Source organism: Roseateles sp. AC306 (assembly GCF_979253795.1).
In genome coordinates this window covers 121269-146154 of sequence record NZ_CEEDEB010000012.1, presented here as the reverse complement: position 1 = coordinate 146154, position 24886 = coordinate 121269, and the positions used below count along the sequence as shown (strand labels likewise).

Here is a 24886-nt window from a genome sequence, read left to right as displayed (position 1 = left end):
CCGGGCGGCCATGGCCCGTATGCTGACCGCGCGACTCACAAGCACCTCACCCATGCGTCTCAACGTTCGCCTGCTTCTGCTGGCCCTGCCGCTCACGCTGAGCACCGGCTGTACCACCGTCTACGACTACGTGCAGGACCACGCGCTGGCCCAGTGCGCCAGCAACAGCGGAAATCCACAGGACCGACGCGCCTGCGAGAAGCGCAATGCGCCGGACTACGACGACTACGAGGCCCGTCGCAAGCGTCTGAAGGAAGGCAAGTCGGCCTAGCCGCCAAGCGCTCACCCGCTTCACCACATCCCGGCTCCAGCCTTGCCAGCGACCCTGGCCAGCGCGGAGCCTCCAGCAAGGTTCACGAGACCGGAGACAAAGAGATGTTCAAGAAGATCCTCATCGCCAACCGGGGCGGTCGCGCCAAAGGCGCGGTCGCACGAGCGACAAATTGCAGGGTGGTCGGCGCAGCCGAGCACACAGGCGAGTTCACCCCGGGGAGCGGCCATGTTTAAGAAGATCCTCATCGCCAACCGGGGTGAAATCGCCTGCCGAGTGGCCGCTACCGCGCGTCGCCTCGGCATCGAGACCGTCGCCGTCTACTCCGACGCCGACCGCGACGCCCAGCACGTGCAGGCCTGCGACGAGGCCGTCCACATCGGCGGCCCGGCGCCGCGCGACTCCTACCTGCAGTGGCAGCGCATCCTCGCCGCCGCCCAGGCGACGGGCGCACAGGCCGTGCACCCTGGCTACGGCTTCCTCAGCGAGAACGAGGCCTTCGCCCAGGCCTGCGCGGACGCCGGCCTCGTCTTCATCGGCCCGCCGCCATCCGCCATCCTGGCCATGGGCCTGAAGGCCGAGTCCAAGCGGCTGATGGAAGCGGCCGGCGTGCCGCTGGTGCCCGGCTATCACGGCGCTGATCAAGACCCCGCGCTGCTCAAGCGCGAGACGGGTCGCATCGGCTACCCCGTGCTCATCAAGGCCAGCGCCGGCGGCGGCGGCAAGGGCATGCGGGCGGTCCACGGCGCCGACGAGTTCGACGCGGCGCTGGCCTCCTGCAAGCGCGAGGCCATCAACAGCTTTGGCGACGATGCGGTGCTGATCGAGCGCTATGTGCAGAAGCCGCGCCACATCGAGATCCAGGTCTTCGGCGACTCGCATGGAGACTGCGTCTACCTGTTCGAGCGTGACTGCTCCGTGCAGCGCCGCCACCAGAAAGTGCTGGAGGAAGCGCCCGCGCCGGGCATGACGCCCGAGCGCCGCGCGCAGATGGGGGAGGCCGCCGTGGCCGCCGCCAAGGCTGTCGGTTATGTCGGTGCCGGCACCGTCGAGTTCATTGCTGAACAAGATGGCCGCTTCTATTTCATGGAGATGAACACGCGGCTGCAGGTCGAGCACCCGGTGACGGAGGCGATCACGGGGCAGGACCTGGTCGAGTGGCAACTCCGCGTCGCCTCGGGCGAGCCACTGCCGCTGAAGCAGCACGAGCTGCGCATGCATGGCCACGCCATCGAGGCGCGCATCTGCGCCGAGAACCCGGACGCCGGCTTCCTGCCCGCCACCGGCAGGCTGGACGTGGCGCGCTGGCCGGGCCACGTCGCGTTTGAACGGGGCCACGTCCGCATCGACGCCGGCGTGCGCGAGGGTGATGCCATCAGCCCCTTCTACGACTCGATGATCGCCAAGCTCATCGTCTGGGGTGAGGACCGCGCACAGGCGCTGGCCCGGCTGGACCTGGCGCTGCGCGACACCCACATCGTCGGCCTGCAGACCAACGTGGCCTTCCTGCGCCGCTGCGCGGCCACCGCGTCGTTCGCCAACGCCGATCTGGACACGGGCCTGATCGAACGCGAACGTGCGGTGCTGTTCGACCAGCCAGGCCTGCCGTTGCGCGTCAGTGCTGCCGCCGTCGTGGCACACACACTCGCCGTCGAGGGCTCAATCCAAAGCGCCGACCCGTGGAGCGCGCGCGATGGCTGGCGGATGTTCGGCTCCGCGACGCGGCGCTTCGACCTGGAAGCCGGCGGCGCGCATCACGAGGTGCTGCTGTCCCGCCAGCACCGCGGCGGCATGACGCTGACGGTCGAAAGCGAAGCCATCGAGTTGGCCGTGCAGTCGAGCGACACCGAAACGCACGAACTCTTCCTCGGCGATGAACGCGTCCGCGTGAAGACCTATGCCCAAGGCGAACGCGTCGCCGTCTTCGCCGCGAAAGGCTCGGCCGTGCTGACCGAGGTGGACCTCATCGCCCACGCCGGCGACGGCCCCGCCGAGGGCGGGCGCCTCACGGCGCCCATGCCCGGCAAGCTCATCGCCTTCCTCGCCCAGGCCGGCGACACCGTCACCAAGGGCCAACCGTTGGCCGTCATGGAGGCGATGAAGATGGAACACACCATCAGCGCGCCGCGCGACGGCAAGGTGGCGGAGCTGCTGTTCGCGGTGGGCGACCAGGTGGGCGATGGCGCTGAGCTTTTGAAGCTGGAAGCCTGACAATCAGGCCATGTTGCGCACGATCAAGATCACCGACCGCAAGCGTCAGTCCTCCGAGGACTTGGCTTACTGGCGCTCGCGGCCGGCTGCGGAGCGGCTGGCGGCGGTCGAGCAACTGCGGCTTCAGCACGAAGGTCTCGCCGAACATCCCGATGCTCAACCCGGACTTCAAAGAGTTTGCCGAGTTACTCAACGCACATCGCGTTGAGTACCTCGTCGTCGGTGGCTACGCGCTGGCTGCGCATGGCCATCCCCGCTACACGGGCGATATCGACTTCTGGCTGGATCGAAGCCCCGACAACGTCGGGCGACTTCTCGGGGTGCTTCAGGCGTTCGGCTTCGGCTCACTCGACCTCAAGCACTCGGACTTCGCACCGAACACCGTGATCCAGCTCGGCCAGCCGCCGCGACGCATCGATCTGCTCATGGGTATCGACGGTGTCCATTTCGAGGACTGCTTTCAGCGACGCGAGGTCGTCGACATTGACGGTCTGCCACTGAACTTCATTGGTCTGGACGATTTCAAGGCCAACAAACGCGCAAGCGGCCGCCTCAAGGACATGGCCGACCTTGAAGCGCTTGACGACAACGATTGATCGGTCATGCCCCTACCCACCCACATCAAGATCCTCGACGTCGGCCCCCGCGACGGGTTGCAGAACGAGAAGGCCAACGTCTCCACCGAGCACAAGGCCAAGCTCGTGGCGATGCTTCAGGACGCCGGCCTGAAGGAGATCGAGGTCACCAGCTTCGTGTCGCCCAAGTGGGTGCCGCAGATGGGCGACAACACCGCCGTCATGGCGGCCATATCCCGCCGTGCCGGCGTTCGCTACTCGGTGCTCGTGCCCAACCTCAAGGGGCTGGAGCCGGCACTGGCCTCCAAGCCCGACGAGATCCTCGTCTTCACCGCCGCCAGCGAGACCTTCACGCAGAAGAACATCAACTGCTCCATCGCCGAGAGCCTGGATCGGTTCGCGCCGGTCATCGCCGGCGCGCATGCGGCCGGCGTGAAGGTGCGCGCGGCGCTGTCGTGTTCGCTGGGTTGCCCGTATGAGGGCGACATCACGGCCGACCAGGTCGAGGCCGTCGTCGCGCCTTTGCGCGCGCTGGGCGTGGACGCCATCGACATCGCCGACACCATCGGCGTGGGCACGCCGCGCAAGGTGCAGGCGGCGATGGAACGGGCATTGCGACACTTCCCGCTCGCAGAGGTGTCGGGCCATTTCCACGACACCTATGGCCAGGCGCTCACCAACATCTACGCCAGCATGGAACTGGGCATCCACAGCTTCCACGCCAGCGTGGCGGGCCTGGGCGGCTGCCCCTATGCCAAGGGCGCGACCGGCAATGTCGCGACGGAGGACGTGCTGTTCATGCTCAACGGGCTGGGCATTGACACCGGCATCGACCTCGACAAGGTGGTCGACGCCGGCGCTTTCATCTCCGAGGTGCTCGGCCGCCCGCCGGTGTCGCGCGTGGCGCGGGCGGTGCTGGCGAAGCGGGCGGGCTGAGGGCTCACGGCTGGCACTCAGTCTCTCGCCCCTTGCCGGCTACGCCTTGCCGCCCCGCGGACCAAGGAAGAACCACAAGATCAAGCCCAGGACCGGCAGAAGCACCACCGCGAGTATCCAAAGCAGCTTCTTCTCATTGCTGGCCGAGCTTTGGAAGATGTTGATGATGGCCCAGATGTCACCGGCAAGAATGAGCACGCCCAGAAGGCCGTTGTATCCAAAGTTCATCGAGCTTGACTCCTGTGGGGGAGCCGGCATCGTAGCGGCGCGCTGACGTGAACTCCGGGCGAATGCGCGCCATTCAGCCCTGCATCTCCCGCAGCACATTGACGATGCGCCCCTCGACCTGGGCTGGGTGCATGTTGTCGATCCAGCTCACCGCATCGACGCGAACGCTGGACGTGGCGGTCGCGCGCGTGGCTCTGCTCATGAAGATTCGTCGTTGCAAGATGGGCTCCGTTCGGGAAGGGACCGGCGGGCGGCATCGCAGCAAAGGGCGGCGCTGCGAAAGTGCCGTTCACCCCAGCTTGTCCAGCGCGTTCTCGATCTGGCCGCGCTCGTGGTCGCCCAGGCCACGGCCGGCGCGGCGCAGGCGGTCGATGAGACCCGCATCCACTGGCTTGGCCTGGCCCAGGCGCTCGGCGACGCGCAGCAGCACCTGCAGGCGCTCGAAGCCGCTCTCCATGCTCTCGGCACTGGTCAGCACGCCCTCCAGGCCCGCAGCGCCCAGCTTGGGCCGGTCCAGCAACAGGTTGAGCGCCTCGCGCCGCTCGAAGCCGCTGGCGATGCCACCCGCCGTGCGGGCATAGGCCTCCACCAAAGCGGCTTCGTCGCCCTGCAGGCGGCGGGCGATGGCACTCAAGGCCTCGCGCTTCTCGAAGTCGCTCTGGATGCGGCTTGCCGCCTGCACCGCCGCGTTCAGCACGGCCGGCTGGGGCTGGCTGCCGACCTGGGCCTCGATGGCAGTGCGCAGCTCGAAGTCGCTGCCGATGTGGCCCATGGCCTCGTTCCAGGCCGCCAGCACGTCGGGCGTCGGCAGCAGGCGCGGCGCAAAAGTGGCCAGCGCCTCGCGGCGCTCGAAGTCGCTGTCGACACCGCCTGCAGCCTTCAGCCAAGCCAGCTGCTGCGGCTCGGCCAGCGCCAGCCCGGCAACGGCCTGCAGCACCTGGCGCCGCTCGAATCCACTGTCCATGCGGGCGGCCACGGCGATGAGGCGGTCCTGTGCCGCCGCCGGCAGCGGCTGGCCCAGGCGCAGCAGCGCCTCGACACGCTGGCGACGCGGGAAGTCGTCGCTGGCGCGCTCCACGTCGGCCAGCACGGCGTCAACGCCGCCGCGCTCGAACAGGCGCCTGGCGCGCACCAGCGGGTCGGTCAGGTGCTCGGACATGCGCGGCACGGCCCTGGCCCACCACTGGCGTGCGGCGTCGTCCATCGGCCGGCTTTCATTGCCGACGCGGTAGTCACGCACGATGCGGCCTTCGCCCATGGACTTGAGCGCGATCTCACGCGTCACGCCGCCTTCGCGCTCGCGCACGGTGAGCGTGCCGGTCAGCGTCTGCACATCGTCTTCGGCATCGTTGAAGACGACCTGGCCTTTCAGCTTCACCGTGAAGCTGCCACCGGGGTAGCGGCTGATGATGCGCGTGCCGCCGCTGAACAAATCGCGATCAGCGATGCCGTCCAGCCCGACACGCTCCATCAGCCCGCGCGCGTCGGTGTGGCTGACGACGACCGCTGGCAGCGCGACCAGGCCGGCAAGGATCGCTGCCGCCAAACCCCAGCGCACGCCACGGCGCTCGCGCGGCGTCTCGTCGTCGTTCTTCAACAGGCGGCGCACGCGGGCCAACAGCGGCGAGCCGGCGCTGGCGGCGCCGCAGGCCAGCGCCGGGCCGTGGCCACCACCGTGGGCCTTCAAGGCTTCGGCGCAGCGCAGCAGGCTTTGCGCCAGGGCGAGGCGCTGGCCCGAGGGCGCGGCAGCTGCGGCGTCGCAGGCCAGCTCGGCGAGCAGGTCCAGGCGCTGCACGGCGATGCGATTGAGCGCCTGCGGCCACAGCAGCGCCTTCATGACGGCCGCGAGCAGTCGCCAGGCGGGGTCGCGCCGGCGCAGGTGGGCCAGTTCGTGGCCCAGCACGGCGCGGGCTTCGTCGTCGGGCAGGTCCAGGCACCAGGCCGGCAGGCAGAGCACGCGGCCCGGCGCCAGCAGCGGGCTGGCCCAGCCGGGGCGGGCGTGGTGCAGCGCGGGCAGGGGCAAAGCCAGCTCGGCCGCCAAGCGCGCGGCCAGGGCCTGCCAGCGCGGGTCGGCCAGCACGGGCAGGCGGCGAACGGCGCGGCGCAGCCAGGCCCATTGCAGGGCCAGGCCGGCCAGCATCAGCGCGGCACCCAGCAGCCAGACGGCGACGAAGCCGATGGCCATGTCATGGGTCGTCGGCGCCAGGCGGGTCGTCACATGCAGCGTGCCGAGCTGTGCGCTGGGTGGCGCTGCGGAGGGCAGGTCGGCCACGACCGGCAGCGCATACACAGGCGCGGCAGCCTGCGCCACGACGACCGGCCGGGCCACGTCGGCCGGCGCCTGGATGGGCATGGCCGGCAGCAGCGGCAGGCTGGCACTGACGAGGCCGCCGAGCAGCGCCAGGCGCCACAACGTCTCCTTCGTGCCCGTGGCCAGCCGCGCCAGCAGCCCGGCGCGTTCGGCCGCCCACAGGCCGGCGATCAACAAGCTGCTGTGCAGGAGGTAGCTGCACAGCCAGGTCAGCAGCACATCGGTCATGGCTTTGCTCCCTTGCGTTGCTTCAGCAGCGCCTGTAGCTCGGCCAGCTCGCTGGCGTCGACGCTGCGTGCGTCCAGCAGATGGCTCATCAGCGCGCTGGCGCGGCCGGCGAACAGGCTGTCGACGAGGCTGCCCACCATGGAGCGCTGCACGTCTGCCTCGCTCACCAGCGGCGTGTACAGCAGCGCCCGGCTTTCGCGGCGGCTGCTGAGCAGGCCACGCTTTTCAAGGCGCGTCAGCAGCGTCGCCACCGTCGTGTGCGCCAGGTCGCGCTCGCCGCGCAGCGCCTCGGCCACGTCAGCGGTGCTGGCCTCGCCGCGCGCCCACAACACGCGCATCAGGCTGAGCTGCAGCTCGCTCAGCGACACGTCTGCACTGCCGGTGTCTTCGTCCATGACTTATCTTCTACAGTTGTCGTACTACAAATGTAGTTGAACAAATCGCGACGGCGCAAGTGGCTTTTGGCAGGGGTGTGCGCTGATCAATCGTTCTGTAGAACAACTTGCTGACCCATCCAAAAGGCTGCCAACCGGTGCGACTTCAGCTGTGGTGTTCATGCTCAACGGCCCCGGCATTGAAACCGGCATTGACTTGGACAAGCTGGTGTGGCGCAGGCGGTGCTGGCCAAGCCGGCTGGCTGAGGGCGACTGACGAGCAGTTCTCTCTTTGCAGCGATTGCTGCCGATCGCGTACATCGCCTCGGAGGTCAGGTCTCGGCCAAAAGCGGGCGCTGGCGAAGGTTTGCTTCGGGTAGGCTCCCTGCCCGAGTTCTCAGGATGCTTCAAATCGATGACCCGTTCAGCTGCCACCGGCCGATTCTCATGGGCGCCTAGGACCTCGGGAAGCCGCTGAAAATCCAGACCCTAGCCACATGCGAAAGATCGGCTAATGCCGCCTACGACCCTCAACTCCCGAGGACGTTTTGGTGTTTCAGGAAGTCTTTCGTCAAACTCCCTCTTTCACATTCGCGACTCAGGGTAAGGCTGCGACAGACGACGATGCCGAGCGATTGATGAACCTCGTGCCTCATACGGCAACCGAGGACGACAAATTCATTCTCAGTATTCATGAAGGTTCCAAGGTGGTTGGATGCGCCGTCGTAGTAAGGGGCTATCCCTCGTCGAACGTCGCGTTCATCGGTCTGCTTCTCATAGTGCACTCGGCGCAGGGAAAGTCTTTGGGGGTCGATGTACTTGCGCACATTGAAGCGCTAGCCGCCTCATGGGGATGCGATTCCCTGGGCATCGTGGTCGACTCGGAAAATCGTCGGGCACTTTCCTTCTGGTTGCGTGAGGGGTTCGTTGAGCAGCAGAGGAAGTCATCGTCTAATTTTGTCGGTGATGTAGTTCTCATGGAGCGCAAGAATGCGGCCTAACAAGTCACCCGACCTGCTCGCGAAGCAGGCCGCTCTCAATTTCATCGCATCTCACCTCGGCGAATGCGAGATCCGCGTTGCCAATCTCGCTTAAGCGGGCTTGTCGTCATGGCCCAGAACGGCGTCGCCACCGGTTGGCTACTGATGGTCGGCAGTGATCGGCCAGGAGCTGTCATCCGCGGACGGCTGCTGTGCGGCAGCGAGCATGGTCGCCTGACCGGGCCCGGTTGCTAGACCGCCGGGCGGGAAAGTCCACCGTTGCGCCGGGTTCGAGTGGCTGGCAGAGTCGCGCCGATGACCACCACGCGGTTGGCATCCATCCCAGGCGGGTAACTATTGGATCGGCGCCGACAATCCAGGCGCCCATCTTCAAGGCAAGGCATGCAACTTCCGGGTCCCGTTCTGGGCATGGGCACGTTTATTGTTCGGTTCCTGCTGACCGCCTGCTGCTTTTGTGCAATTACGGTGGGCATGACCTTTTTGCTGCGAGACCAGTTGTTCCACCCCGTGCCGGCGCGTTGCGTGGAAGGCGGCTGGGAAGCTGGGGCCGCGTCGCATCGCGGCTTCGCCTTCCTGCGCATGCAGTACGACTGGCAAGGCCAGGTGTACGAGACCCTTCGCACCTTCGGCCCGCTGGACGATTCACCCCGCAAGCGCGAGTGGCCCGAGGACATCCAGCGCGGCCATGAATGGATTGCAGCCAACTGCAGTGACCAGCCCGCACTGGTGATGCATGGGCTGTCGTCCATCGCCTGGTTTGGCGACCAGCGCGGCTGGGCCGCCGTGGTCGTCGCCGTCGCCCTGCGGTCTATCGCCGCTGCGGCCTTTTTTGCCATGGCCTGGACCTTTATGCGGCGGGCCCGGCCGGCCTCAAAACTAAGCCATTGATCTTGAAACCCATCGCCCTCCTGAGCATGCTGCTAAGTAACGCTGCTTGAAGCCCTTGAAGGTCGTCCACTCCGACGTTGAACGTCAGCTTTTGGGGCGGCTCACCGGGCCTAGTGCTGCGTCTGCAAAGGGTCGAGAGCGCCGTTCCAACGCTTGGAGCAGACGTTCCGGCGCACGTCGATGGCCACAGCCGGTACCAGCCAGGCTGGACGACCGCATCACCCTCAACACCGGGAGTTCAAGCCGTCAAATGGCCAGGTGCGCCGGCGACCGCTTCATGTCAGGCATCGTCAACTCGACGGCTGACCGCCGACGACGGCAACCGCTGCGGAATTGATCTTCACCCCTGGTCGCGGACCTCGGCTTTGGGTCGAAAGCCGTCCCCCAAGGGGCGCCGCGCGAACGGCCGCACCCAGCCTCAAACCGCCCTTCATTCCCAATGATCCGAAGCAGCAGTCGACCGCCAAGCCGCGTCGGCGCCCGGGCAAGCTGCAGCCCCGTCAGCCCCGCATTCCCCACAACACATTGACGCTGCACCAGCGGCCCGCCACCTGGGCCAGGTGCCGACAGTCGATCCAAACCTCGCTCGGCAACGACCTGCATGCCGGCCGTGCAGCGCGAACGCGCCGAGGACGCTCACGGCGGCGCACTTGCGGTGCCTCGAGCTTGCCGGCGCCTGCCTCAGGTCGCCCTTCGTTCACCCAACGCCGCCACCACCGCCTGCAGCGCCCGCCCGCAGTCATCCCGGTTGAGCCCGCCGCCCAGGCACAGGCGCAGGCCTTCGGGCGGTTGCCGGTCGGTGGAGAAGGCGCTGGCGGCCACAGCGGCGATGCCGAGTTCGCGCAAGTCGTTCGCCATCGCACTGGCAGAGGACTCGGGGCCGGTCGCGTCCGGCAGTGGCAGCCAGCCGTGGAAGCCGTTCGGCTGTGTGCGCACGCCAAACGCGCCTAGTCGCTCGCGCATCAGCGCGCTGCGCCAGCCGCACTCCGTTCGCACGGCTGCCAGCACCTGGGCGGCATGGCCCTGCTCCAGCCAGCGCGAGACGACGGCATTGATGAAGGGCGACGCCATCACGGTGGTCGCCCGCAGCGCACCGGCAAGGCGCTGGTGCGCCGCCACCGTCGGCGACAGCACATAGGCCACGCGCACGCCCGCACCCAGCCACTTGGACAGGCCGCTGACGTAGTAGGTGACGGCACCGGCAAAGTCGGCCAGCGCGGGCGGCGTAGCGGCGGGCAGCATGCCGTAGGCGTCGTCTTCGATGATGGGCACGCTGTAGCGCAGCGCGATGTCGGCGATCTGCTCGCGGCGGCGCATGGGCAGCGTGGCGGTGGTGGGGTTATGCAGGTTGGGGCACAGGTAGAGCGCGCCCACCGGCGCACTCTTGCAGGCGGCCTCGAAGGCCTCGGGGATCAGGCCGTGGTGATCCATGTCGAGCGGGTGCAGCGGCGTGCCCAGCTGCGCGGCAATCGCCTTCATGCCCGGATAGGCCAGGCTTTCCACGCACAGGCTCTGCCCGGGCTTGACGAGCAGGGACACGAGCGCCAGCAGCACCGCGTGGATGCCAGGCGCAATCAGCACGCGCTCCACGGCGGCGTCGGGCACCCACTGCGCCAGCCAATGGGCGGCGAGATCGCGGTCGTGCGCAGTGCCGCCGAAGTCCTGGTAGCGCATGAGGTCGTGCAACGGCGTCTGGGCGACGGCCTCGGCGCCGCTCACCTGAAGCGCCTGCATGGCGGGGTGGTCCTCGATCTCGGGCGGCATGTTCATCGTCATCTCGGCGCCCGTGCCGGCACGCAGCGGCAGGCCGATGAAGGAGCCCCGCACATAGGAGCCCATGCCGGGGCGCGAGGCGATCAGCCCCCGCTCGCGCGCCTGGGCAAAGCCGCGCACGACGGTCGTGTAGTTCAACTGGAGCGTGGTCGCCAGCGCGCGCAGCGGCGGCAGGCGTTCGCGCGGCACCAGCCGGCCCTGCTGCAGGTCTTCGGCAATCAGCTCGGGAATGAGCTGGTACGCAGGCAGCCCGCTGTTGCGGATGCGGGCGATCCAGTGCGTGAAGGGCATGGCCCAGTGTGCCTGTCGCACGGGCTGATTTGATGGGTTTGCCCCGTCGCAGCGGGGCATACGAGGTGCGGCCCGGCCATTGATCGGGTGCATTGATTGCATGGCCCTGCCATGTCGTGGTGCAAGCCTCAGGACATGCCGGCTTCCACCGCTGACGACCGGCTTGGGGCACGACGCCCGTTTGATCGCATGTTGATCGCGCCGTGATGGCGGCGCGTGGCATGTGATTCGCAATGAAGACGCTGCCCGGCGCTCCTGGATGCCGGCTCCACCGCAACCCAAGAGGAACCCCATGCCCAAGGTCACCCACCCCGCCGCCCAGAAGGGCGATTTCCTGGTCGACTACGAAGAGAAGGTGTTCGAGGACGTCAAGGCCGAGCCCGGCGAGAAGGCCCTGGTGACCTTCCACACCGTGGCTTTCGAAGGCTCCATCGGCTTCGTCAACCTGCTGCAGGCCACGCGCCTGCAACGCAAGGGCTACGACACCTCCATCCTGCTCTACGGCCCCGGCGTCACGCTGGGCGTGAAGCGCGGCTTTCCCAAGCTGGGCGACGCGGCCTTCCCAGGCCACCAGAACTTCAACGAGCAGATCACCAAGTTCATCGCCGAGGGCGGCAAGGTCTACGCCTGCCGCTTTGCGCTGCAGGCGCTGTACGGCCACGGCGAAGGCGCGCTGATCGAGGGCATCCGGCCGATCAACCCGCTGGACGTGCTGGACGTGGTGCTGCTGCACAAGAAGGCCGGCGCCGTCATCATCGACACCTGGACTTTGTGATGCCGGCGCTGAAGACGGTCCGCGCCGCAGCCGCCCAGATCGCCCCCGATCTGGACAGCGCCGACGGCACCCTCGCCCGTGTGCTGGAGGCCGTGCGCGAGGCCTCCCGCAAGGGCGTGGAGCTGATCGTCTTCCCCGAGACCCTGCTGCCCTACTACCCGTACTTTTCCTTCGTGCAGCCACCGGTGCAGCAAGGCCCGGCCCACCTGCTGCTGATGGAGCGGGCGCCGACCGTGCCGGGGCCGATGACCGACGCCGTCTCGGCCGCCGCGCGCGAGGCCGGCATGGTGATCGTGCTGGGCGTCAACGAGCGCGACCACGGCAGCCTCTACAACACGCAGCTGATCTTCGACGCCGATGGCCGCCTGCTGCTCAAGCGCCGCAAGATCACGCCGACGTACCACGAGCGCATGGTGTGGGGCCAGGGTGATGGCGCCGGCCTGACGACCGTGGCCACGCGCGTGGGCCGCGTCGGCGCGCTGGCCTGCTGGGAGCACTACAACCCGCTGGCCCGCTACGCGCTGATGGCCGAGCACGAGGAGATCCACTGCGCGCAGTTCCCGGGTTCGCTGGTGGGCCAGATCTTTGCGGACCAGATGGGCGTGACCATCCGCCACCACGCGCTCGAGGCGGGCTGCTTCGTCGTCAACGCGACGGGCTGGCTGCGCGAGGAGCAGGTGCGCGCCATCACCGCCGACGAGAAGCTGCAGGGCGCGCTGCGCGGCGGCTGCCACACGGCCATCGTGTCCCCCGAAGGCAAGTACCTCGCCGAGCCGCTGACCGAAGGCGAGGGCCTGGTGATTGCCGACCTCGACATGGCGCTGATCGCCAAGCGCAAGCGAATGATGGATTCGGTGGGCCACTACGCGCGGCCCGAGCTGCTGAGCCTCGCCATTCGGCGCGAGGCCAACAGCACCACCCAGCCCTGGCCCGGCGCCGCCTCGCAAGAAGCCGCCCTCCCCATACCCGAAGGAGTTCCCCATGACTGAAGCCCTGGCGCTGCCCGAGGCCTCGCGCGCCCTGATGACCGAGCTGCAGTCCCAGGGCTTGCGGCTGCTCGACCCTGCGGCCGGTGCCGCCAGCCGCCGCGGCGGCGCCGGCCCGTCGGACCACAAGGCCGTGACGGTGGACGGCGTGACGCTGATGGTGCCGGTGCACACGCACACCGCCTTCAGCTCGCCGTTTGTCGCCGACGCGCCCGGGGCCGATGGCCGCAGCGTGCTGCGACGGGGCAGCATCCCGATCGCCAGCGTCAGCTTCCCGCGCCAGCCGCGCTTCTATTCGCGCAGCACGGCCGACGGCATCGCCTATTCGCAGATCGCCACGCTGCACGGCGCCGACGTTTTGGCGACGACGGTGCTGCAGACCTGCATCCGCTACGAGAGCCGGCGCAAGGCCTGCAAGTTCTGCGCGATTGGCCAGTCGCTGGCGGCCGGCCGCACCATTGCGCACAAGACCCCGGCGCAGCTGGCCGAGGTCGCCCAGGCCGCCGTGGAGCTGGACGGCGTGAAGCACATGGTGATGACCACCGGCACGCCACCCACGCCCGACCGCGGCGCCCAGGTGCTGTGCGAAAGCGCCGAGGCCATCCGCGCCGCTGTCGACCTGCCGCTGCAGGGACAATGCGAGCCGCCCGACACCGATGCCTGGTTTCAGCAAATGAAGGACGCCGGCATCGACACGCTCGGCATGCACCTGGAAGTCATCGGCGAGGACCTGCGCCGCCAGATCCTGCCCGGCAAGGCGGAGGTGCCGATGGCACGCTACTGGGATGCCTTCGGCGCGGCGGTCGACGTGTTCGGGCGTGGCCAGGTGAGCACCTATCTGCTGGCCGGCCTGGGCGACAGCGCCGAGCTGCTGCTGGCCACCAGCGAGCGGCTGCTGGCGCTCGGCGTCTACCCCTTCGTCGTGCCCTTCGTGCCGATCAGCGGCACACCGCTGGAGGACCGCCCTGCCCCCGATGCCGAGTTCATGCGCAGCGTGCTGGAGCCGCTGGGCCAGCTGGTGGCGGACGCAGGCCTGCGCGCCGGCGACATCAAGGCGGGTTGCGGGCGGTGCGCGGCCTGCTCGACGCTGTCGCGGTACGAGACGCCGCTGGCGGCTTGACCATGCAACTCCACACACTCCACTCTCAGCCCTGGTGCGAACTTGATGCGTCGTACACACCGCAGGAATTCCGCATCCAGTGGGCCAGCGACCCGTGGATGGCGCGCGAGGCACTGGCGCTGCGCCGGCAGGTGTTCTGCGAGGAGCAGCGGCTGTTCGTCCGCGACGACGAAGACGCCATCGACCGCGAGCCCAGCACCCGCTCCCTCGTCGCCGTCACCTGCCTGGCCGGGGAGGCGGACGAGGTGGTCGGGACCGTGCGCATCCACCAGGCCGCGCCGGGGGTGTGGTGGGGCTCGCGCCTGGCGGTGCGGGCCGACTGGCGCACGCACAAGCGCCTGGGCACCAGCCTGATCCGCCTGGCCGTGACCAGCGCGCACGCACTCGGCTGCGAGGAATTCCTCGCCCATGTGCAAGGGCAGAACGTGGCGCTGTTCGAGCGGCTGCACTGGCAGTCGCTGGAAACGGTCGAGCTGCATGGCAAGCCGCATGCGCTGATGCGCGCCTCGCTGGCGCACTACCCGCCGTGCGCGACGCCGTATGCCGGCTTCGTTCTCACTCAAGGTTAGGCGATGACCCACCTGGCCCAGCTCACCGATGCGCTGCGCAACAGCCGCGGATTTCGCCACAAGCGCAACATCGCGGCCGTGCTGTCTGAGCTCGGCGGTGCCGTGGCCGGCATCACCAGCGTGCCCAACGGCGACGACTGCGCCGTGCTGCCCGACCCCGGCGGCGACGGCCATCTGCTGCTGGCCATCGAGGGCCTGATGCAGGACTTCGTCACCGCCACGCCCTGGTTCGCCGGCTACAGCGGCGTGATGGTCAACCTGAGCGACATCGCCGCCATGGGCGGCCGGCCCGTGGCCGTGGTGGACGCGCTGTGGGCCGGCGATGCCGACGTGGCGCAGCAACTGCTGGCCGGCATGCGAAGCGCTTGCGAACGCTACGGCGTGCCGCTCGTGGGCGGCCACAGCAACCTGCGCGCGGGAGCCGGCCAGCTGGCCGTGGCCGTGCTGGGCCGCGCCCGGCGCCTGATCAGCAGCTTCGCCGCGCAGCCCGGCGACCGCCTGCTGATGGCCATCGACCTGCGCGGGCAGTGGCAGGACGGCCAGCCGTTCTGGAACGCATCGACCGCCGCGCCGCCCGAACGCCTGCGCGCCGACCTCGCGCTGCTGCCGCAGCTCGCCGAGGCCGGCCTGTGCGACGCCGGCAAGGACATCAGCATGGCCGGCGTGCTGGGCACGCTGCTGATGCTGCTCGAGTGTTCAGGCGCTGGTGCGCATGTGGACCTGGCGCGGCTGCCGCTGCCGCCCGGTACGCCCGGCTGGCACGAGGCCGGCGCCTTGGCCGCGCACCTGCGTTGGCTCAGCGCCTTCCCCAGCTACGGCTATCTGCTGAGCGTGCGCGAACCGCAGGCCGCAGCGGTGCGGCAAGTGTTCGAGTCACATGGCATTGCCTGTGCCGATATCGGCACCGTGCAACCCGGCAGCCGCCTCACGCTGCAGCTGGGCGACGCGCGAACGACCCTGTGGGACCTGGGCGCCGAAGCCTTCATCGGCGCGGCACCCGCCGGCCAGCAAAGGCCCGCCGCATGAACATCGCCCTGCTGACCCACTCCGTGCGCCCGCGCGGCGGCGTCATCCACACGCTGGAGTTGGCCGACGCGCTGCAGCGGCGCGGCCACCGCGTGACGGTGATCGCGGCGGCGGAGCGCGGGGAATCGCTCTTCCGCACGACGAGCTTTCCCGTCCAGGTGATCCGCCTGCCGGTGCTGGGCGGCGACCTGGTCCAGCAGGTGAGCCAGCGCATCGCCGCACTGGTGCAGGCCCTGCCTGCCCTGCTTCAGGCCGGCCGATTCGACCTGCTGCACGCGCAGGACAGCCTGAGCGGCAACGCACTGGCGCTGCTGCGCGCCCAGGGCCTGCCGCTGCCGCGCTGGCTGCGCACAGTGCATCACCTCGATGTCTTCGCGCAGGACACGCTCAACCAGTGGCAGGAATTCGCCTGGCGTTCGGCCGACGGCGTGGCCTGCGTCAGCAATACCTGGTGCGCACATTTCCGCGACCGCTTTGGCGTGACGGCGGAACGCGTGTTCAACGGCGTCGACCTCGCCCGCTATCGCGTCACCGCCGATGCCGCTGACGCGCGGCTGCTGAGCACGCTCGGGCTGCACGATGCGGGCTGGCCGGTGTGCCTGCTGGTAGGCGGCGTTGAAGATCGCAAGAACACCGTGCGGCTGCTGCAGGCCTTCGCACGCCTTCGCGACGACGCCCCGGCCTGGATGGACGCGCGGCTCGTGATTGCCGGCGGCGCCAGCATGCTCGACCACAGCGCGGCGCGCCAGGCTTGGCAGCAGACGCTGGACCGGCTCGGCCTGGCCGAGGGCGTGGGCCAGCCGGTGCAGCGCACGGGCCCGCTTGCGGACGAGGTCGTGCCCGCGCTGATGCGCCGCGCCGACGTGCTGGCCATGCCCTCGCTGGTCGAAGGCTTTGGCCTGGTCGCGCTGGAGGCACTGGCCTGCGGCACGCCGGTGCTGGTGTCGGACCGCCCGCCGTTCACCGAGCATCTGCGTGGCACGCCGGGCGTCGCCTGGTGCGACCCGGAGTACATCGCCTCCATCGCCGCCGGCCTGCAGGCCGCAGCGCGGATGCCGAGGCTCACGGCACCACCGCCGGTCAGCGTCGCCCACTCGTGGGAGCGCAGCGCAGCCGTGCACGAGGCCTGGTACCTGCGCACGCTGACCATGTCGCCCGATGCGCAGGACAACGACCTTTCCGCTTCTCTTTCTGTTTGCCGCTGAGTTCCGCCATGCCCGCCATGCACTACCGCCTTCGCTGGCCCGACGCCAGCGAGACCCTCTGCTACTCGCCCTCGGTCGTCATCCATGACTACCTGCGCCCGGGCGATGACTACCCGCTGGCCGACCTGCTGACCCGCCTGCGCGAGGCCACCCGCATCGCCAACGAGCGCGTGCAGGCCAAGTTCGGCTTCACATGCTCGCGCGCCGGGGAGCAACTGCTGCAGACCGAGGCGCACGCCGCCGCCTTCGCGGCCGACACCGAGGCCCGCGTGCGGGTGCTCTCGTTCGAGCCCGCCTGAACGCATCCTCCAGGAGACCCAGATGAAGAAACCCGCTCACCATGAAGTCGTCATCGTCGGCGGCGGCCAGGCCGGCCTGTCCGTCAGCCACGGGCTAACGGCCCAAGGCGTGGAGCACGTTGTGTTCGAAAAGCACCGCGCCATGCACGTCTGGCAGAGCCAGCGCTGGGACAACTTCTGCCTGGTGACGCCGAACTGGCAATGCCAGCTGCCAGGCCATGCCTATGCCGGCGCCGACCCGCACGGCTTCATGAAGAAGGACGAGATCCTGCAATACCTCGACGCCTTCCGCGCCCATGTGAACGCGCCGCTGCTCGAAGGTGTCGCTGTGGAGCTGGTGAAGCCGCTGGCGGACGGTGGCTTCCTCGTGCGCAGCAGCGACGGCGAATGCACCGCGGGCCAGGTCGTCGTTGCCTCCGGGGGCTATCACGAGCCCATCGTGCCGCGCCTGGCCGAGCGGCTGCCGCCGCAGATCACGCAGGTCCATTCGGCGCAATACCGCAACGCCGCGCAGCTGCCGCCGGGCAAGGTGCTGGTGGTCGGGTCCGGCCAGAGCGGCGCGCAGATCGCCGAGGACCTGCACCTCGCCGGCCGCGAGGTGGTGCTGGCGGTGGGCGACGCGCCGCGCTGCGCCCGCTTCTACCGCGGCCGCGACGTGGTCGACTGGCTGGCCGACATGGGCTACTACGAGATGCCCGTGGGCCAGCACCCGCTGCGAGAGGGCGTGCGCGACAACACCAACCACTACGTGACCGGCCGCGACGGCGGGCGCGACATCGACCTGCGCCGCTTCGCCAGCGAAGGCATGGCGCTGTACGGCGTGCTCACCGGCCTGGACGACGACCGCGACACGCTGCGCTTCGCGACCGGCCTGCGCAACTCGCTGGACCAGGCCGACCGCACCTACAACGGCATCAACGCGTCCATCGATCGCTACATCGAGGCCACCGGCCTGGATGCGCCGCCGGGCGGCATCTACGAGCCCGTGTGGCAGCCGCCGCAAGAGCGCGACAGCCTGTCGCTGCGCGACGCTGGCATCACCAGCATCGTCTGGTGCATCGGCTTCACGCCGGACTTCCGCTGGCTGGACGCGCCCGTCTTCAACGGCCGGGGCCACCCGATCCAGCAGCGCGGCGTGACCGCCGTGCCGGGCCTGTACTTCATCGGCCTGCCCTGGCTGCACACCTGGGGCTCGGGCCGGTTCTCGGGCGTCGCACGCGACGCTGAGTTCCTCGTGCAGCAGGCCATGCAGCGCAGGACGGCGCCGGTCCAGCTTGCGGAACTCGCCGCCGGTTGAATCAGGTGTGGACCGGCGGATTGCGCAGCCGCTGCACGAACCACCACAGATGCCCGTCCGGGTCGACGCAGCCGTAGGTGCGGTCGCACCAGTAGTCGGCGCCGTAGTCGTTGTCGGCGGGCCCGTAGGTCACGCGGGCACCCGCTGCGCGAGCCTGCGCGCAATGGGCGTCGGCATCGTCGACGTAGAGCATCAGGCTTTGCGTGTTGGCACCGCCCAGCGAGCGCGGGCTGCGGCCCGCCACGCCGAAGCGGGCCTCGCGGTCGGGACTGTTCTGCGACACCATGACGATGGCCTCGCCGTAGCGAAGCTCGCTGTGCGCCACGCCGCCGTCCGGCCCGTCCACGACGATGACGACCTCGAAACCGAAGGCTTGGCCGTACCAGGCGATGGCGTCGCGCGGGTCGTCGCAATAGATGGCCGTTGACAGGCGCGGCCAGCCGGGTGGGGTGGGTTTCATCGCGGTCTCGCTGAAGCTGCAGTGCGGTTCAATCCTCTCACCGCGACCGCCACGCCACCACACCATGAAGCTCACTGCCTGCCTGCTGACGCTGCTATGCGCCCTGCCTGCTGCCCACGCGCAGGACGCCCCCGCCGCCTATGACGCCGCCAAGGCCCAGGCCTGGGGTGCCAACGAGCAGGGCCTGCGCTCCTACGTCTTCGTGCTGTTGAAGACCGGCCCCAACAGGATGGCCGACGGGCCGGCGCGCAACGAGATGTTCCAGGGCCATTTCGCGAACATGACGCGCCTGGCCAAGGAGGGCCTGCTCGTCTATGCCGGCCCGCTGGACGGCAAGGAAGGCCTGCGCGGCCTCTTCATCTTCGCCACCGCCGACCTGGAGGCCGCCCGCAAGGCCGTGGAGACCGACCCGGTGATCGTCAGCGGCGAGATGGTGGCCGAGCTGCACAAGCACATGGGCTCGGCGGCGCTGCTGGCGGTCAATGAGTGGCATCCGAAGCTGATCAAGCCCAAGCCGTGAGACATGCCAGGAGCGGGTTAGGCCGCCGTTTTCACTACCCTTATGCGAACAATCCGGGGCATCGACCCGCGGAGTATTAACCGCACCTCCGCTACGCTCGTCGTTCCAGGGAGGAAAACAAGATGCGACGAATCGTGGCGGCACTTTGCTGCACAACAGCCATTGGCCTGAGCGCCTGTGGAGGGGGTAGCAGTAGCGGTAGCGAGGGAGGAGGCGGCACAGCCACGAAAGCAGCAGAGCTGCGGATCGGCGCGGCGACGGACGACTCTGGCCGCGCGCCCAGCGGCGTCGTACAAACGCGCCGCATCGAGCTGCGCAACGTCGGCGCCAGCAGCGCGCTCGCGGTCGTGGTGTCCGTCAGCGCCGATGCCCAGGCGTTGCAACTGCCGCTGGGCTGTGAATCGGCGGGTTGCGTGCAGCGCAGTGACGGCGGCGTTGAAATCGCAGAGATTGCGGCCGGCAGCACGGTGGTACTGCGTCAACCGCTGCGCATCAAACCAGGCTACCGCGGCGCGTTGCGCAACGACTGGCAAGCCAGCGCGACCGGCAGTACGGCCAGTTGGCGGCAGGAGCTCATGGCGTATGTCGCCGACGTGGCGGTGACGGTCGGCGACGCTTCGACCTCGGCCGCGGCCCCCACCAAGACCATCCACGAGGTGACACTGACCAATCACGGCCCGGACGAGGCCACCGACGTGCGCTGGGCGCTGCTGATGTCACTGGATCAGGTCTGGCGCATTGCGGGTTGCAAGGCGAGCGCAGGCGCGAACTGCCCCGCCACGCTGGGGGAGCATATGCAACTCGCACGGCTGCCGGTCGGGGCCACCGTGCAGTTGCAGGTGCAGTCGGACGCCACCACAGAACCCTTCAACCGGCCGACCAGCGTCCGCAGCCGAGCCGAAGCTGCGGGGGACGCTGATCCACGGAACAACGAGTCCAGCACCAGCCCGTCGAGCATTGAGCATTCATTCATGACCGATCTGGAGGGGCGCCACTACCAGCTGACGTCAGGCTGGGTGAAGACCTTGCGCGCGGTGGGAGCCGGCGTGGACTACCGGATTCCGCTCTCCTATGACGTGACGGGTCAGCCCCTGCTGGGTGAGTTCGGCAACACCAGCCCGCTCTGGCAGCGTGGCAGCTTCAACGACCGGGGTCCGATCAGCGTGCTGGGCCTCGAAATTGACGGTGTGCGCAGGCCCCATCTGGCACCACGCCGGCTCGTCAACCAGCTTAGCGAGCTGGAAGGGTTCAGCTTCAACGTGCTCGGTTCCCGGGCTGACGCGAATGGCAAGCCGCTAGATGCCTATGTGGGGTCGGCCCGCTTCAAGGACGGCAGTCTCCAGCTCTGTCTGCCCGACACGCCGGTGCCCATCGACCAATGTCCAGCGTCTCGTCTGATGCGCTATGAAGCGGCATGGGTCGGCAGCGAGATCGAACTGGTGTCGCGCGACCGCGCGATGCGAATCAGGGCGGCGCGCAGCAACGACGGTCCGGTCCTGATCTCGTCGTCACGGGATGCTGCCACCGGCGCCAGCGAGTTCTGGATCGCGCTCCCCAGCGGCGCGCACCGGCCATTTACCAGCTACAACACGCCGCTGTACGAGACCACCTTCGAAAGCGCAAGCGGCCAATCCGCAGTGATGCTCGCCAGCATTGGCAGCGACAGCAGTAGTGGCGACCTCAGCCCCCGCGTCTACCCTTCGTTCAGGAACATTCCCAACTCCTATCTGCTCTTCCTGAATTCCGGCAGAACGCTGAGCTTGTGCGGCTTGTCGGCCCAGCTGTCGGCTGGCGCGCAAGCCGGCCTCTTCCAGGGCAACCTGCGCGGCGATTGGCTGCCAGGCACCTTCGAGAACGGCGAGTTCGTGAAGGAGCGCCTCTGCTTCGCCGGTGCCGTCCATCACGCGCAGACGCCGAGTCTGGCCGTCTTCGTCGGCGCGCGGGGCGGCGATGTGATGGGCCGGTGGATGTTCGTCAGCGAGTGACGGCTGGCCCTCAGCCGCGATTGAGCACCTTGGCCACCGGATTCGGCCGCAGCCTGAACGCATCCGGCATGCCGGAGCCCAGCAGCGGGCGCAGGTAGAGGCGGAAGGCGTCGGTCACGTCGGTGCCGCTCGCGGTGATGAACTCGTCTTCCATCGTGCGCGTCTTGCCGGCCACGGCGGTCAGCGGCAGCAACTCGTAGTCGACCGAGTAATAGCCCACGCGTTTGATGGCGACGGAGCCGTCGCGGTCGCCGTGGAAGGCGTATTGCACGGCCTTCTCGCCGACCTCCCTGGCCTCGCGCTGGTCCACGTCGCTCACGCAGCCCAGGAAGCTGCGCTGCAGATAGCCGAAGGTGTCGCCACGCACGCGCTTGATGCCGAGCTTGGCCTTGATCTCCTCGCACAGCAGGTCGGCCAGCGCGCCGGTGCCGCTGAGCTGCACGTTGCCATGCGCGTCGCGCTCCAGGTCGCCGGCGAGCTTCGACAGGATCGGCGTGCCGGCCGCATCGTGGATACCCTCGCTGACGGCGATGACGCAGCGGCCGTAGCGTTCGTAGGTGGCCTTGACGTCGCGCAGGAAGTGCTCGGTGTCGAAATGGCGTTCGGGCAGGTAGATGAGGTGCGGGCCGTCGTCGTCGAACTTCTTGCCTAAAGCGGCAGCGGCGGTCAGGAAGCCGGCGTGGCGGCCCATGACGACGCCGACGTAGATGCCGGGCAGGGCGGCGTTGTCGAGGTTGGCGCCGGCAAAGGCTTGCGCCACGAAGCGCGCGGCTGATGGGAAACCGGGCGTGTGGTCGTTGCCGACCAGGTCGTTGTCAATGGTCTTGGGGATGTGCACGCAGCGCAGCGGGTAGCCGGCTGCCTGCGCCTCTTCCGAGACGATGCGCACGGTGTCGGACGAGTCGTTGCCGCCGATGTAGAAGAAGTGCGTGATGCCATGCGCCTTCAGCACCGTGAAGATCTCGTGGCAGTAGGCGGCATCGGGCTTGTCGCGCGTGGAGCCCAGCGCAGACGACGGCGTGTTGGCCACCAGTTCCAGGTTGTGGCTGGTCTCTTGCGTGAGGTCGACGAAATCCTCGTTGACGATGCCGCGCACGCCATGGCGCGCGCCGTAGACCTTGCCCACACCGGCCTGCCGGCGCGCTTCGAGCACGACGCCGACGAGGCTCTGGTTGATGACGGCGGTGGGGCCGCCGCCTTGGGCGACGAGGATCTTGGCGAGACTCATGAACGCTCCTGGCTGTCGAAAGGACGGCGGAGTTTAGGACTCCGCCGTGACGACGCAATCAGGGGTTCAGCGCGCCATGAAAGTTTCGAGCTGATCAGCCGGCATGGGCCGCGCAAACAGCCAGCCCTGGCCTTCGTGGCAGCCCAGGCCGATGAGGTATTGGCGCTGCTCCTCGGTCTCGATGCCTTCGGCAATGACGGTCAGCCCCAGGCCGCGGCCGAGGTTGATGACCATCTGCGCGATGGTGGAGCCGGCGGTGGAGGACTGCGCCTCCTGCACGAAGGCGCGGTCGATCTTGAGACGGTCCACCTGCAGCTGGCGCAGCTGGCTGAGTGACGAGAAGCCGGTGCCGAAGTCGTCGATGGCGACGCTGAAGCCGAGCTGCTTGATGTCGGCCAGCACGCGCAGCACGAGGTCGGCATCCTCCATGGCCATGGACTCGGTGATTTCGAGTTCCATGTGCTGGCCCTCGACGCCGGCATCCTTCAACGCGCGCGCCAGCGTCTCCAGAAAGCCCGGATGGCGGAATTGCGCCATCGAGATGTTGACGGCCATGCGGAAGTCGTTGTGGCCCAGGGCACGCATCTTGGCGAGCTGCTGGCAGGCGGTACGCACGACGAACTCGCCGATCGGGATGATGAGGCCGCTCTGCTCGGCCAGCGGGATGAACTGGTCAGGCGGGATGAAGCGGCCGTCCGTCGTGCGCCAGCGCAGCAGCGCCTCGGCGCCGATGACGCGGCTGGTCTCCAGCTCGACCTGAGGCTGGTAGACGACGAAGAGCTGGCTCTCCTCGAAACCGGTGCGCAGGCCCTTGAGCAGCTTGAAGCGCTCGCGGGCGTCGCTGCCCATGGCGGCGGAGAAGTACTGAGATGAGCCGCGCTGCTGCTGCTTGGCGCGCTTGAGCGCGATCTGAGCGTCGAGCAGCAGTTCGGAGCCGACGGCCTTGGATTCGCCCAGGCGCACGAGGCCGGTGGTGGCCGAAAGCTGCAGGCGCTCGCCGGCGACGATGAAGGGCTCGGCAAAGACCTCCTGCACGGTCTCCGGGCAGACCCTGGCGTGTTCGCCGAGCACGCCGAACGTGTCGGCGCCGACGCGGGCCATGGCGGTGTTGCGGCCCAGTACCTCGCTCAGGCGGTGCACCACCGCCTGCAGCACCTGGTCGCCAAAGTGATGACCGAAGGCGTCGTTGATGTCGGCGAAGTCGTCGATGTCGATCAGCGCCAGGGTGACGCCGGCCGGGTCCTTCAGGTTCTTGTCGAGCAGCTCGACGAAGCGGTTGCGGTTGGGCAGGCGCAGCAGCGGGTCGTTGTAGGCCTGGTCGAGCAGCTGGCTGTACAGCACCACGTTCTCGAAGCCGACGGCGATGTTGGAGCAGAAGGCGCGCAGCAGCTGCTGGTCCAGTTCGTCCAGCTCGCGGCCGACATCGACCAGCGCGGCCATCGCACGGCCCTCGCCCATGCCGAAGTACAGGCAGGTGCCGTCGTCATAGATGTTGCGCTGCTGCTGCAGGCAGCGCTCCAGGCGGTCGCGCACGTTGGGGATCTTGACCTGGGCCAGCGGCCGGTCGATGAGGCCGCTGTACTGGCCGGCTGCCGCCACGATGCGGACCTCGTCGCCTGTCTCGCCGCCCACCTGGGCGCAGACAAGGCCCTCGGGCAGCATGCCCAGCAGCGCGCAGAGCTGCGTCACGACGCCTTCGGCAAAGCGGCTCAGGCCACGCATGCGCGACAGCGACGCGCTGCTCTCGACGATCATCTCCAGCCCGCGGCGGTTGGCTTCCAGCGCGCAGATCTGGCGGTAGGAGCGCACGGCCGCCGTCAGCACCGTGTACAGGCGCGTGCGGGTCAGCTCCGACTTGGTCTTGTAGTCGTTGATGTCGTAGGCCTGCACCGTCTCGATCTCGGGCGCATAGCCGGGCTGGCCGGTGCGCAGCACGATGCGCACGGCGTTCAGGTCCAGCTCCTCGCGGATGTGGCGCACGAGCTGCAGGCCGGCGTCCTCGGTCTCCATGACGACGTCGAGCAGCACAACGGCCAGGTCCTCCTCGCTGGCGAGCAGTTGCCGCGCCTGTGCGGCAGAAGAGGCGTGCAGAAAGATGAGGGGCTGGCCTTCGACGGTCAGGCCCTGCATGGCCAGTTCGGTGGCCTTGTGGACGTCGCCGTCGTCATCGACGATGAGGATGCGCCAGGGCCGCTCTTGCGGGCGGTGCTCGCCTTCTACGGGCTCGGGCTCATCGAGCAGTTCGAGCAGGTCGTCGTCTACGGCGGACGTTATTTCTTGCATGGGGGCGAAGGCTCCGGCATCGGGCTGCGGCGGCCGCGGCAGCTTC

At 68.5% G+C, this 24886-nt stretch carries 25 protein-coding genes and 1 pseudogene; 18 read left to right on the top strand and 8 right to left on the bottom strand.

The window, feature by feature from the left end:
- The first annotated feature begins 52 nt into the window (after positions 1–52).
- The 6 genes from AC0IZJ_RS21045 to AC0IZJ_RS21020 all read left to right on the top strand — a co-directional run bounded on the left by AC0IZJ_RS21045 (position 53) and on the right by AC0IZJ_RS21020 (position 3993).
- Positions 53–271: a hypothetical protein gene (locus AC0IZJ_RS21045; RefSeq protein ID WP_471853413.1), complete on the top strand. Its 219-nt coding sequence runs from the start codon at positions 53–55 to the stop codon at positions 269–271.
- A gap of 104 nt (positions 272–375) precedes the next feature.
- Entirely contained in the window at positions 376–507 is a 132-nt protein-coding gene (locus tag AC0IZJ_RS21040; RefSeq protein WP_471853411.1) for a hypothetical protein, read from the top strand.
- Positions 500–2482 carry an acetyl/propionyl/methylcrotonyl-CoA carboxylase subunit alpha gene (locus AC0IZJ_RS21035; RefSeq protein WP_471853409.1) on the top strand — a complete coding sequence of 661 codons (1983 nt, stop codon included), beginning with the start codon at positions 500–502 and terminating at the stop codon, positions 2480–2482. Before AC0IZJ_RS21040 ends, AC0IZJ_RS21035 begins: the two co-directional genes overlap by 8 nt.
- 10 nt (positions 2483–2492) lie before the next feature.
- Positions 2493–2690, top strand: a complete 198-nt coding sequence (locus AC0IZJ_RS21030) for a hypothetical protein (protein ID WP_471853408.1) — start codon at positions 2493–2495, stop codon at positions 2688–2690.
- Positions 2635–3078 (top strand): hypothetical protein, encoded by a 444-nt coding sequence (locus AC0IZJ_RS21025; RefSeq protein WP_471853406.1) that lies wholly within the window; start codon positions 2635–2637, stop codon positions 3076–3078. Before AC0IZJ_RS21030 ends, AC0IZJ_RS21025 begins: the two co-directional genes overlap by 56 nt.
- Before the next feature lie 6 nt (positions 3079–3084).
- A complete protein-coding gene (locus tag AC0IZJ_RS21020; protein ID WP_471853405.1) occupies positions 3085–3993 on the top strand; it encodes a hydroxymethylglutaryl-CoA lyase in 909 nt (302 codons plus the stop codon).
- 39 nt (positions 3994–4032) lie between these two features.
- On the opposite strand, the gene AC0IZJ_RS21015 is transcribed toward AC0IZJ_RS21020, so the two are convergent.
- The 4 genes from AC0IZJ_RS21015 to AC0IZJ_RS21000 form a co-directional block, all read right to left on the bottom strand.
- The gene (locus tag AC0IZJ_RS21015; protein ID WP_457421848.1) at positions 4033–4221 is read right to left on the bottom strand and encodes a PLD nuclease N-terminal domain-containing protein; all 189 of its coding nucleotides are present in this window, start codon (positions 4219–4221) and stop codon (positions 4033–4035) included.
- A gap of 73 nt (positions 4222–4294) precedes the next feature.
- On the bottom strand, positions 4295–4423 hold the full coding sequence (locus AC0IZJ_RS21010) for a hypothetical protein (RefSeq protein WP_471853404.1): 129 nt from the start codon (positions 4421–4423) through the stop codon (positions 4295–4297).
- Positions 4424–4510: 87 nt separating this feature from the next.
- Positions 4511–6760: a M56 family metallopeptidase gene (locus AC0IZJ_RS21005; RefSeq protein WP_471853403.1), complete on the bottom strand. Its 2250-nt coding sequence runs from the start codon at positions 6758–6760 to the stop codon at positions 4511–4513.
- Positions 6757–7155: a BlaI/MecI/CopY family transcriptional regulator gene (locus AC0IZJ_RS21000; RefSeq protein WP_471853401.1), complete on the bottom strand. Its 399-nt coding sequence runs from the start codon at positions 7153–7155 to the stop codon at positions 6757–6759. Before AC0IZJ_RS21000 ends, AC0IZJ_RS21005 begins: the two co-directional genes overlap by 4 nt.
- A 509-nt stretch (positions 7156–7664) precedes the next feature.
- Between AC0IZJ_RS21000 and AC0IZJ_RS20995 the strand changes: the two are divergent.
- Together AC0IZJ_RS20995 and AC0IZJ_RS20990 are read left to right on the top strand one after the other, a co-directional pair.
- Positions 7665–8135: pseudogene (locus AC0IZJ_RS20995) on the top strand (GNAT family N-acetyltransferase); the annotation flags it as partial.
- Positions 8136–8516: 381 nt separating this feature from the next.
- Positions 8517–9023, top strand: a complete 507-nt coding sequence (locus AC0IZJ_RS20990; protein WP_471853400.1) for a hypothetical protein — start codon at positions 8517–8519, stop codon at positions 9021–9023.
- Between the two features lie 681 nt (positions 9024–9704).
- On the opposite strand, the gene AC0IZJ_RS20985 is transcribed toward AC0IZJ_RS20990, so the two are convergent.
- Positions 9705–11087: an aminotransferase-like domain-containing protein gene (locus tag AC0IZJ_RS20985; protein WP_471853397.1), complete on the bottom strand. Its 1383-nt coding sequence runs from the start codon at positions 11085–11087 to the stop codon at positions 9705–9707.
- A 292-nt stretch (positions 11088–11379) separates the two neighbouring features.
- Here AC0IZJ_RS20985 and AC0IZJ_RS20980 point away from each other — a divergent pair, with 292 nt between their 5' ends.
- Genes AC0IZJ_RS20980 through AC0IZJ_RS20945 form a run of 8 tightly spaced genes read left to right on the top strand, consistent with a single transcriptional unit; the run spans position 11380 to position 18364 of the window.
- Entirely contained in the window at positions 11380–11862 is a 483-nt protein-coding gene (locus AC0IZJ_RS20980; protein ID WP_394479546.1) for an MSMEG_0572/Sll0783 family nitrogen starvation response protein, read from the top strand.
- Positions 11862–12851, top strand: coding sequence for a Nit6803 family nitrilase (locus AC0IZJ_RS20975; protein ID WP_471853396.1), 990 nt, complete (start codon positions 11862–11864; stop codon positions 12849–12851). Before AC0IZJ_RS20980 ends, AC0IZJ_RS20975 begins: the two co-directional genes overlap by 1 nt.
- Before the next feature lie 34 nt (positions 12852–12885).
- Positions 12886–13968 carry an MSMEG_0568 family radical SAM protein gene (locus tag AC0IZJ_RS20970; protein ID WP_471853505.1) on the top strand — a complete coding sequence of 361 codons (1083 nt, stop codon included), beginning with the start codon at positions 12886–12888 and terminating at the stop codon, positions 13966–13968.
- A gap of 2 nt (positions 13969–13970) precedes the next feature.
- Positions 13971–14537, top strand: a complete 567-nt coding sequence (locus AC0IZJ_RS20965; RefSeq protein WP_471853395.1) for an MSMEG_0567/Sll0786 family nitrogen starvation N-acetyltransferase — start codon at positions 13971–13973, stop codon at positions 14535–14537.
- 3 nt (positions 14538–14540) lie between these two features.
- Positions 14541–15563, top strand: a complete 1023-nt coding sequence (locus tag AC0IZJ_RS20960; protein ID WP_471853393.1) for a sll0787 family AIR synthase-like protein — start codon at positions 14541–14543, stop codon at positions 15561–15563.
- Positions 15560–16768, top strand: a complete 1209-nt coding sequence (locus tag AC0IZJ_RS20955) for an MSMEG_0565 family glycosyltransferase (protein WP_471853391.1) — start codon at positions 15560–15562, stop codon at positions 16766–16768. The genes AC0IZJ_RS20960 and AC0IZJ_RS20955 overlap by 4 nt, the downstream gene beginning before the upstream one ends.
- 8 nt (positions 16769–16776) lie before the next feature.
- Positions 16777–17067, top strand: a complete 291-nt coding sequence (locus AC0IZJ_RS20950; RefSeq protein WP_471853389.1) for an MSMEG_0570 family nitrogen starvation response protein — start codon at positions 16777–16779, stop codon at positions 17065–17067.
- 22 nt (positions 17068–17089) lie between these two features.
- The gene (locus tag AC0IZJ_RS20945; RefSeq protein WP_471853388.1) at positions 17090–18364 is read left to right on the top strand and encodes an MSMEG_0569 family flavin-dependent oxidoreductase; all 1275 of its coding nucleotides are present in this window, start codon (positions 17090–17092) and stop codon (positions 18362–18364) included.
- 1 nt (position 18365) lies between these two features.
- Here AC0IZJ_RS20945 and AC0IZJ_RS20940 read toward each other — a convergent pair whose 3' ends face one another.
- On the bottom strand, positions 18366–18824 hold the full coding sequence (locus AC0IZJ_RS20940; RefSeq protein WP_471853386.1) for a VOC family protein: 459 nt from the start codon (positions 18822–18824) through the stop codon (positions 18366–18368).
- Between the two features lie 64 nt (positions 18825–18888).
- Between AC0IZJ_RS20940 and AC0IZJ_RS20935 the strand changes: the two genes are divergently transcribed.
- Together AC0IZJ_RS20935 and AC0IZJ_RS20930 are read left to right on the top strand one after the other, a co-directional pair.
- Positions 18889–19344 (top strand): YciI family protein, encoded by a 456-nt coding sequence (locus AC0IZJ_RS20935; protein WP_471853384.1) that lies wholly within the window; start codon positions 18889–18891, stop codon positions 19342–19344.
- A 122-nt stretch (positions 19345–19466) separates the two neighbouring features.
- On the top strand, positions 19467–21329 hold the full coding sequence (locus AC0IZJ_RS20930) for a hypothetical protein (protein ID WP_471853383.1): 1863 nt from the start codon (positions 19467–19469) through the stop codon (positions 21327–21329).
- A 10-nt stretch (positions 21330–21339) separates the two neighbouring features.
- Here the strand turns inward: AC0IZJ_RS20930 and AC0IZJ_RS20925 are convergent, their stop codons facing one another.
- Entirely contained in the window at positions 21340–22557 is a 1218-nt protein-coding gene (locus tag AC0IZJ_RS20925; protein ID WP_471853381.1) for a 6-phosphofructokinase, read from the bottom strand.
- A 66-nt stretch (positions 22558–22623) separates the two neighbouring features.
- Positions 22624–24840, bottom strand: coding sequence for a putative bifunctional diguanylate cyclase/phosphodiesterase (locus AC0IZJ_RS20920; protein WP_471853379.1), 2217 nt, complete (start codon positions 24838–24840; stop codon positions 22624–22626).
- Positions 24841–24886 lie beyond the last annotated feature (46 nt).

Excerpts from the sequence above, each read along its gene's own strand:
- AC0IZJ_RS21045 (WP_471853413.1), top strand. The coding sequence starts at position 53 with ATGCGTCTCAACGTTCGCCTGCTTCTGCTGGCCCTGCCGCTCACGCTG.
- AC0IZJ_RS21040 (WP_471853411.1), top strand. The coding sequence starts at position 376 with ATGTTCAAGAAGATCCTCATCGCCAACCGGGGCGGTCGCGCCAAAGGC.
- AC0IZJ_RS21035 (WP_471853409.1), top strand. The coding sequence starts at position 500 with ATGTTTAAGAAGATCCTCATCGCCAACCGGGGTGAAATCGCCTGCCGA.
- AC0IZJ_RS21030 (WP_471853408.1), top strand. The coding sequence starts at position 2,493 with ATGTTGCGCACGATCAAGATCACCGACCGCAAGCGTCAGTCCTCCGAG.
- AC0IZJ_RS21025 (WP_471853406.1), top strand. The coding sequence starts at position 2,635 with ATGCTCAACCCGGACTTCAAAGAGTTTGCCGAGTTACTCAACGCACAT.
- AC0IZJ_RS21020 (WP_471853405.1), top strand. The coding sequence starts at position 3,085 with ATGCCCCTACCCACCCACATCAAGATCCTCGACGTCGGCCCCCGCGAC.
- AC0IZJ_RS21015 (WP_457421848.1), bottom strand. The coding sequence starts at position 4,221 with ATGAACTTTGGATACAACGGCCTTCTGGGCGTGCTCATTCTTGCCGGT.
- AC0IZJ_RS21010 (WP_471853404.1), bottom strand. The coding sequence starts at position 4,423 with ATGAGCAGAGCCACGCGCGCGACCGCCACGTCCAGCGTTCGCGTCGAT.
- AC0IZJ_RS21005 (WP_471853403.1), bottom strand. The coding sequence starts at position 6,760 with ATGACCGATGTGCTGCTGACCTGGCTGTGCAGCTACCTCCTGCACAGC.
- AC0IZJ_RS21000 (WP_471853401.1), bottom strand. The coding sequence starts at position 7,155 with ATGGACGAAGACACCGGCAGTGCAGACGTGTCGCTGAGCGAGCTGCAG.
- AC0IZJ_RS20990 (WP_471853400.1), top strand. The coding sequence starts at position 8,517 with ATGCAACTTCCGGGTCCCGTTCTGGGCATGGGCACGTTTATTGTTCGG.
- AC0IZJ_RS20985 (WP_471853397.1), bottom strand. The coding sequence starts at position 11,087 with ATGCCCTTCACGCACTGGATCGCCCGCATCCGCAACAGCGGGCTGCCT.
- AC0IZJ_RS20980 (WP_394479546.1), top strand. The coding sequence starts at position 11,380 with ATGCCCAAGGTCACCCACCCCGCCGCCCAGAAGGGCGATTTCCTGGTC.
- AC0IZJ_RS20975 (WP_471853396.1), top strand. The coding sequence starts at position 11,862 with ATGCCGGCGCTGAAGACGGTCCGCGCCGCAGCCGCCCAGATCGCCCCC.
- AC0IZJ_RS20970 (WP_471853505.1), top strand. The coding sequence starts at position 12,886 with ATGACCGAGCTGCAGTCCCAGGGCTTGCGGCTGCTCGACCCTGCGGCC.
- AC0IZJ_RS20965 (WP_471853395.1), top strand. The coding sequence starts at position 13,971 with ATGCAACTCCACACACTCCACTCTCAGCCCTGGTGCGAACTTGATGCG.
- AC0IZJ_RS20960 (WP_471853393.1), top strand. The coding sequence starts at position 14,541 with ATGACCCACCTGGCCCAGCTCACCGATGCGCTGCGCAACAGCCGCGGA.
- AC0IZJ_RS20955 (WP_471853391.1), top strand. The coding sequence starts at position 15,560 with ATGAACATCGCCCTGCTGACCCACTCCGTGCGCCCGCGCGGCGGCGTC.
- AC0IZJ_RS20950 (WP_471853389.1), top strand. The coding sequence starts at position 16,777 with ATGCCCGCCATGCACTACCGCCTTCGCTGGCCCGACGCCAGCGAGACC.
- AC0IZJ_RS20945 (WP_471853388.1), top strand. The coding sequence starts at position 17,090 with ATGAAGAAACCCGCTCACCATGAAGTCGTCATCGTCGGCGGCGGCCAG.
- AC0IZJ_RS20940 (WP_471853386.1), bottom strand. The coding sequence starts at position 18,824 with ATGAAACCCACCCCACCCGGCTGGCCGCGCCTGTCAACGGCCATCTAT.
- AC0IZJ_RS20935 (WP_471853384.1), top strand. The coding sequence starts at position 18,889 with ATGAAGCTCACTGCCTGCCTGCTGACGCTGCTATGCGCCCTGCCTGCT.
- AC0IZJ_RS20930 (WP_471853383.1), top strand. The coding sequence starts at position 19,467 with ATGCGACGAATCGTGGCGGCACTTTGCTGCACAACAGCCATTGGCCTG.
- AC0IZJ_RS20925 (WP_471853381.1), bottom strand. The coding sequence starts at position 22,557 with ATGAGTCTCGCCAAGATCCTCGTCGCCCAAGGCGGCGGCCCCACCGCC.
- AC0IZJ_RS20920 (WP_471853379.1), bottom strand. The coding sequence starts at position 24,840 with ATGCAAGAAATAACGTCCGCCGTAGACGACGACCTGCTCGAACTGCTC.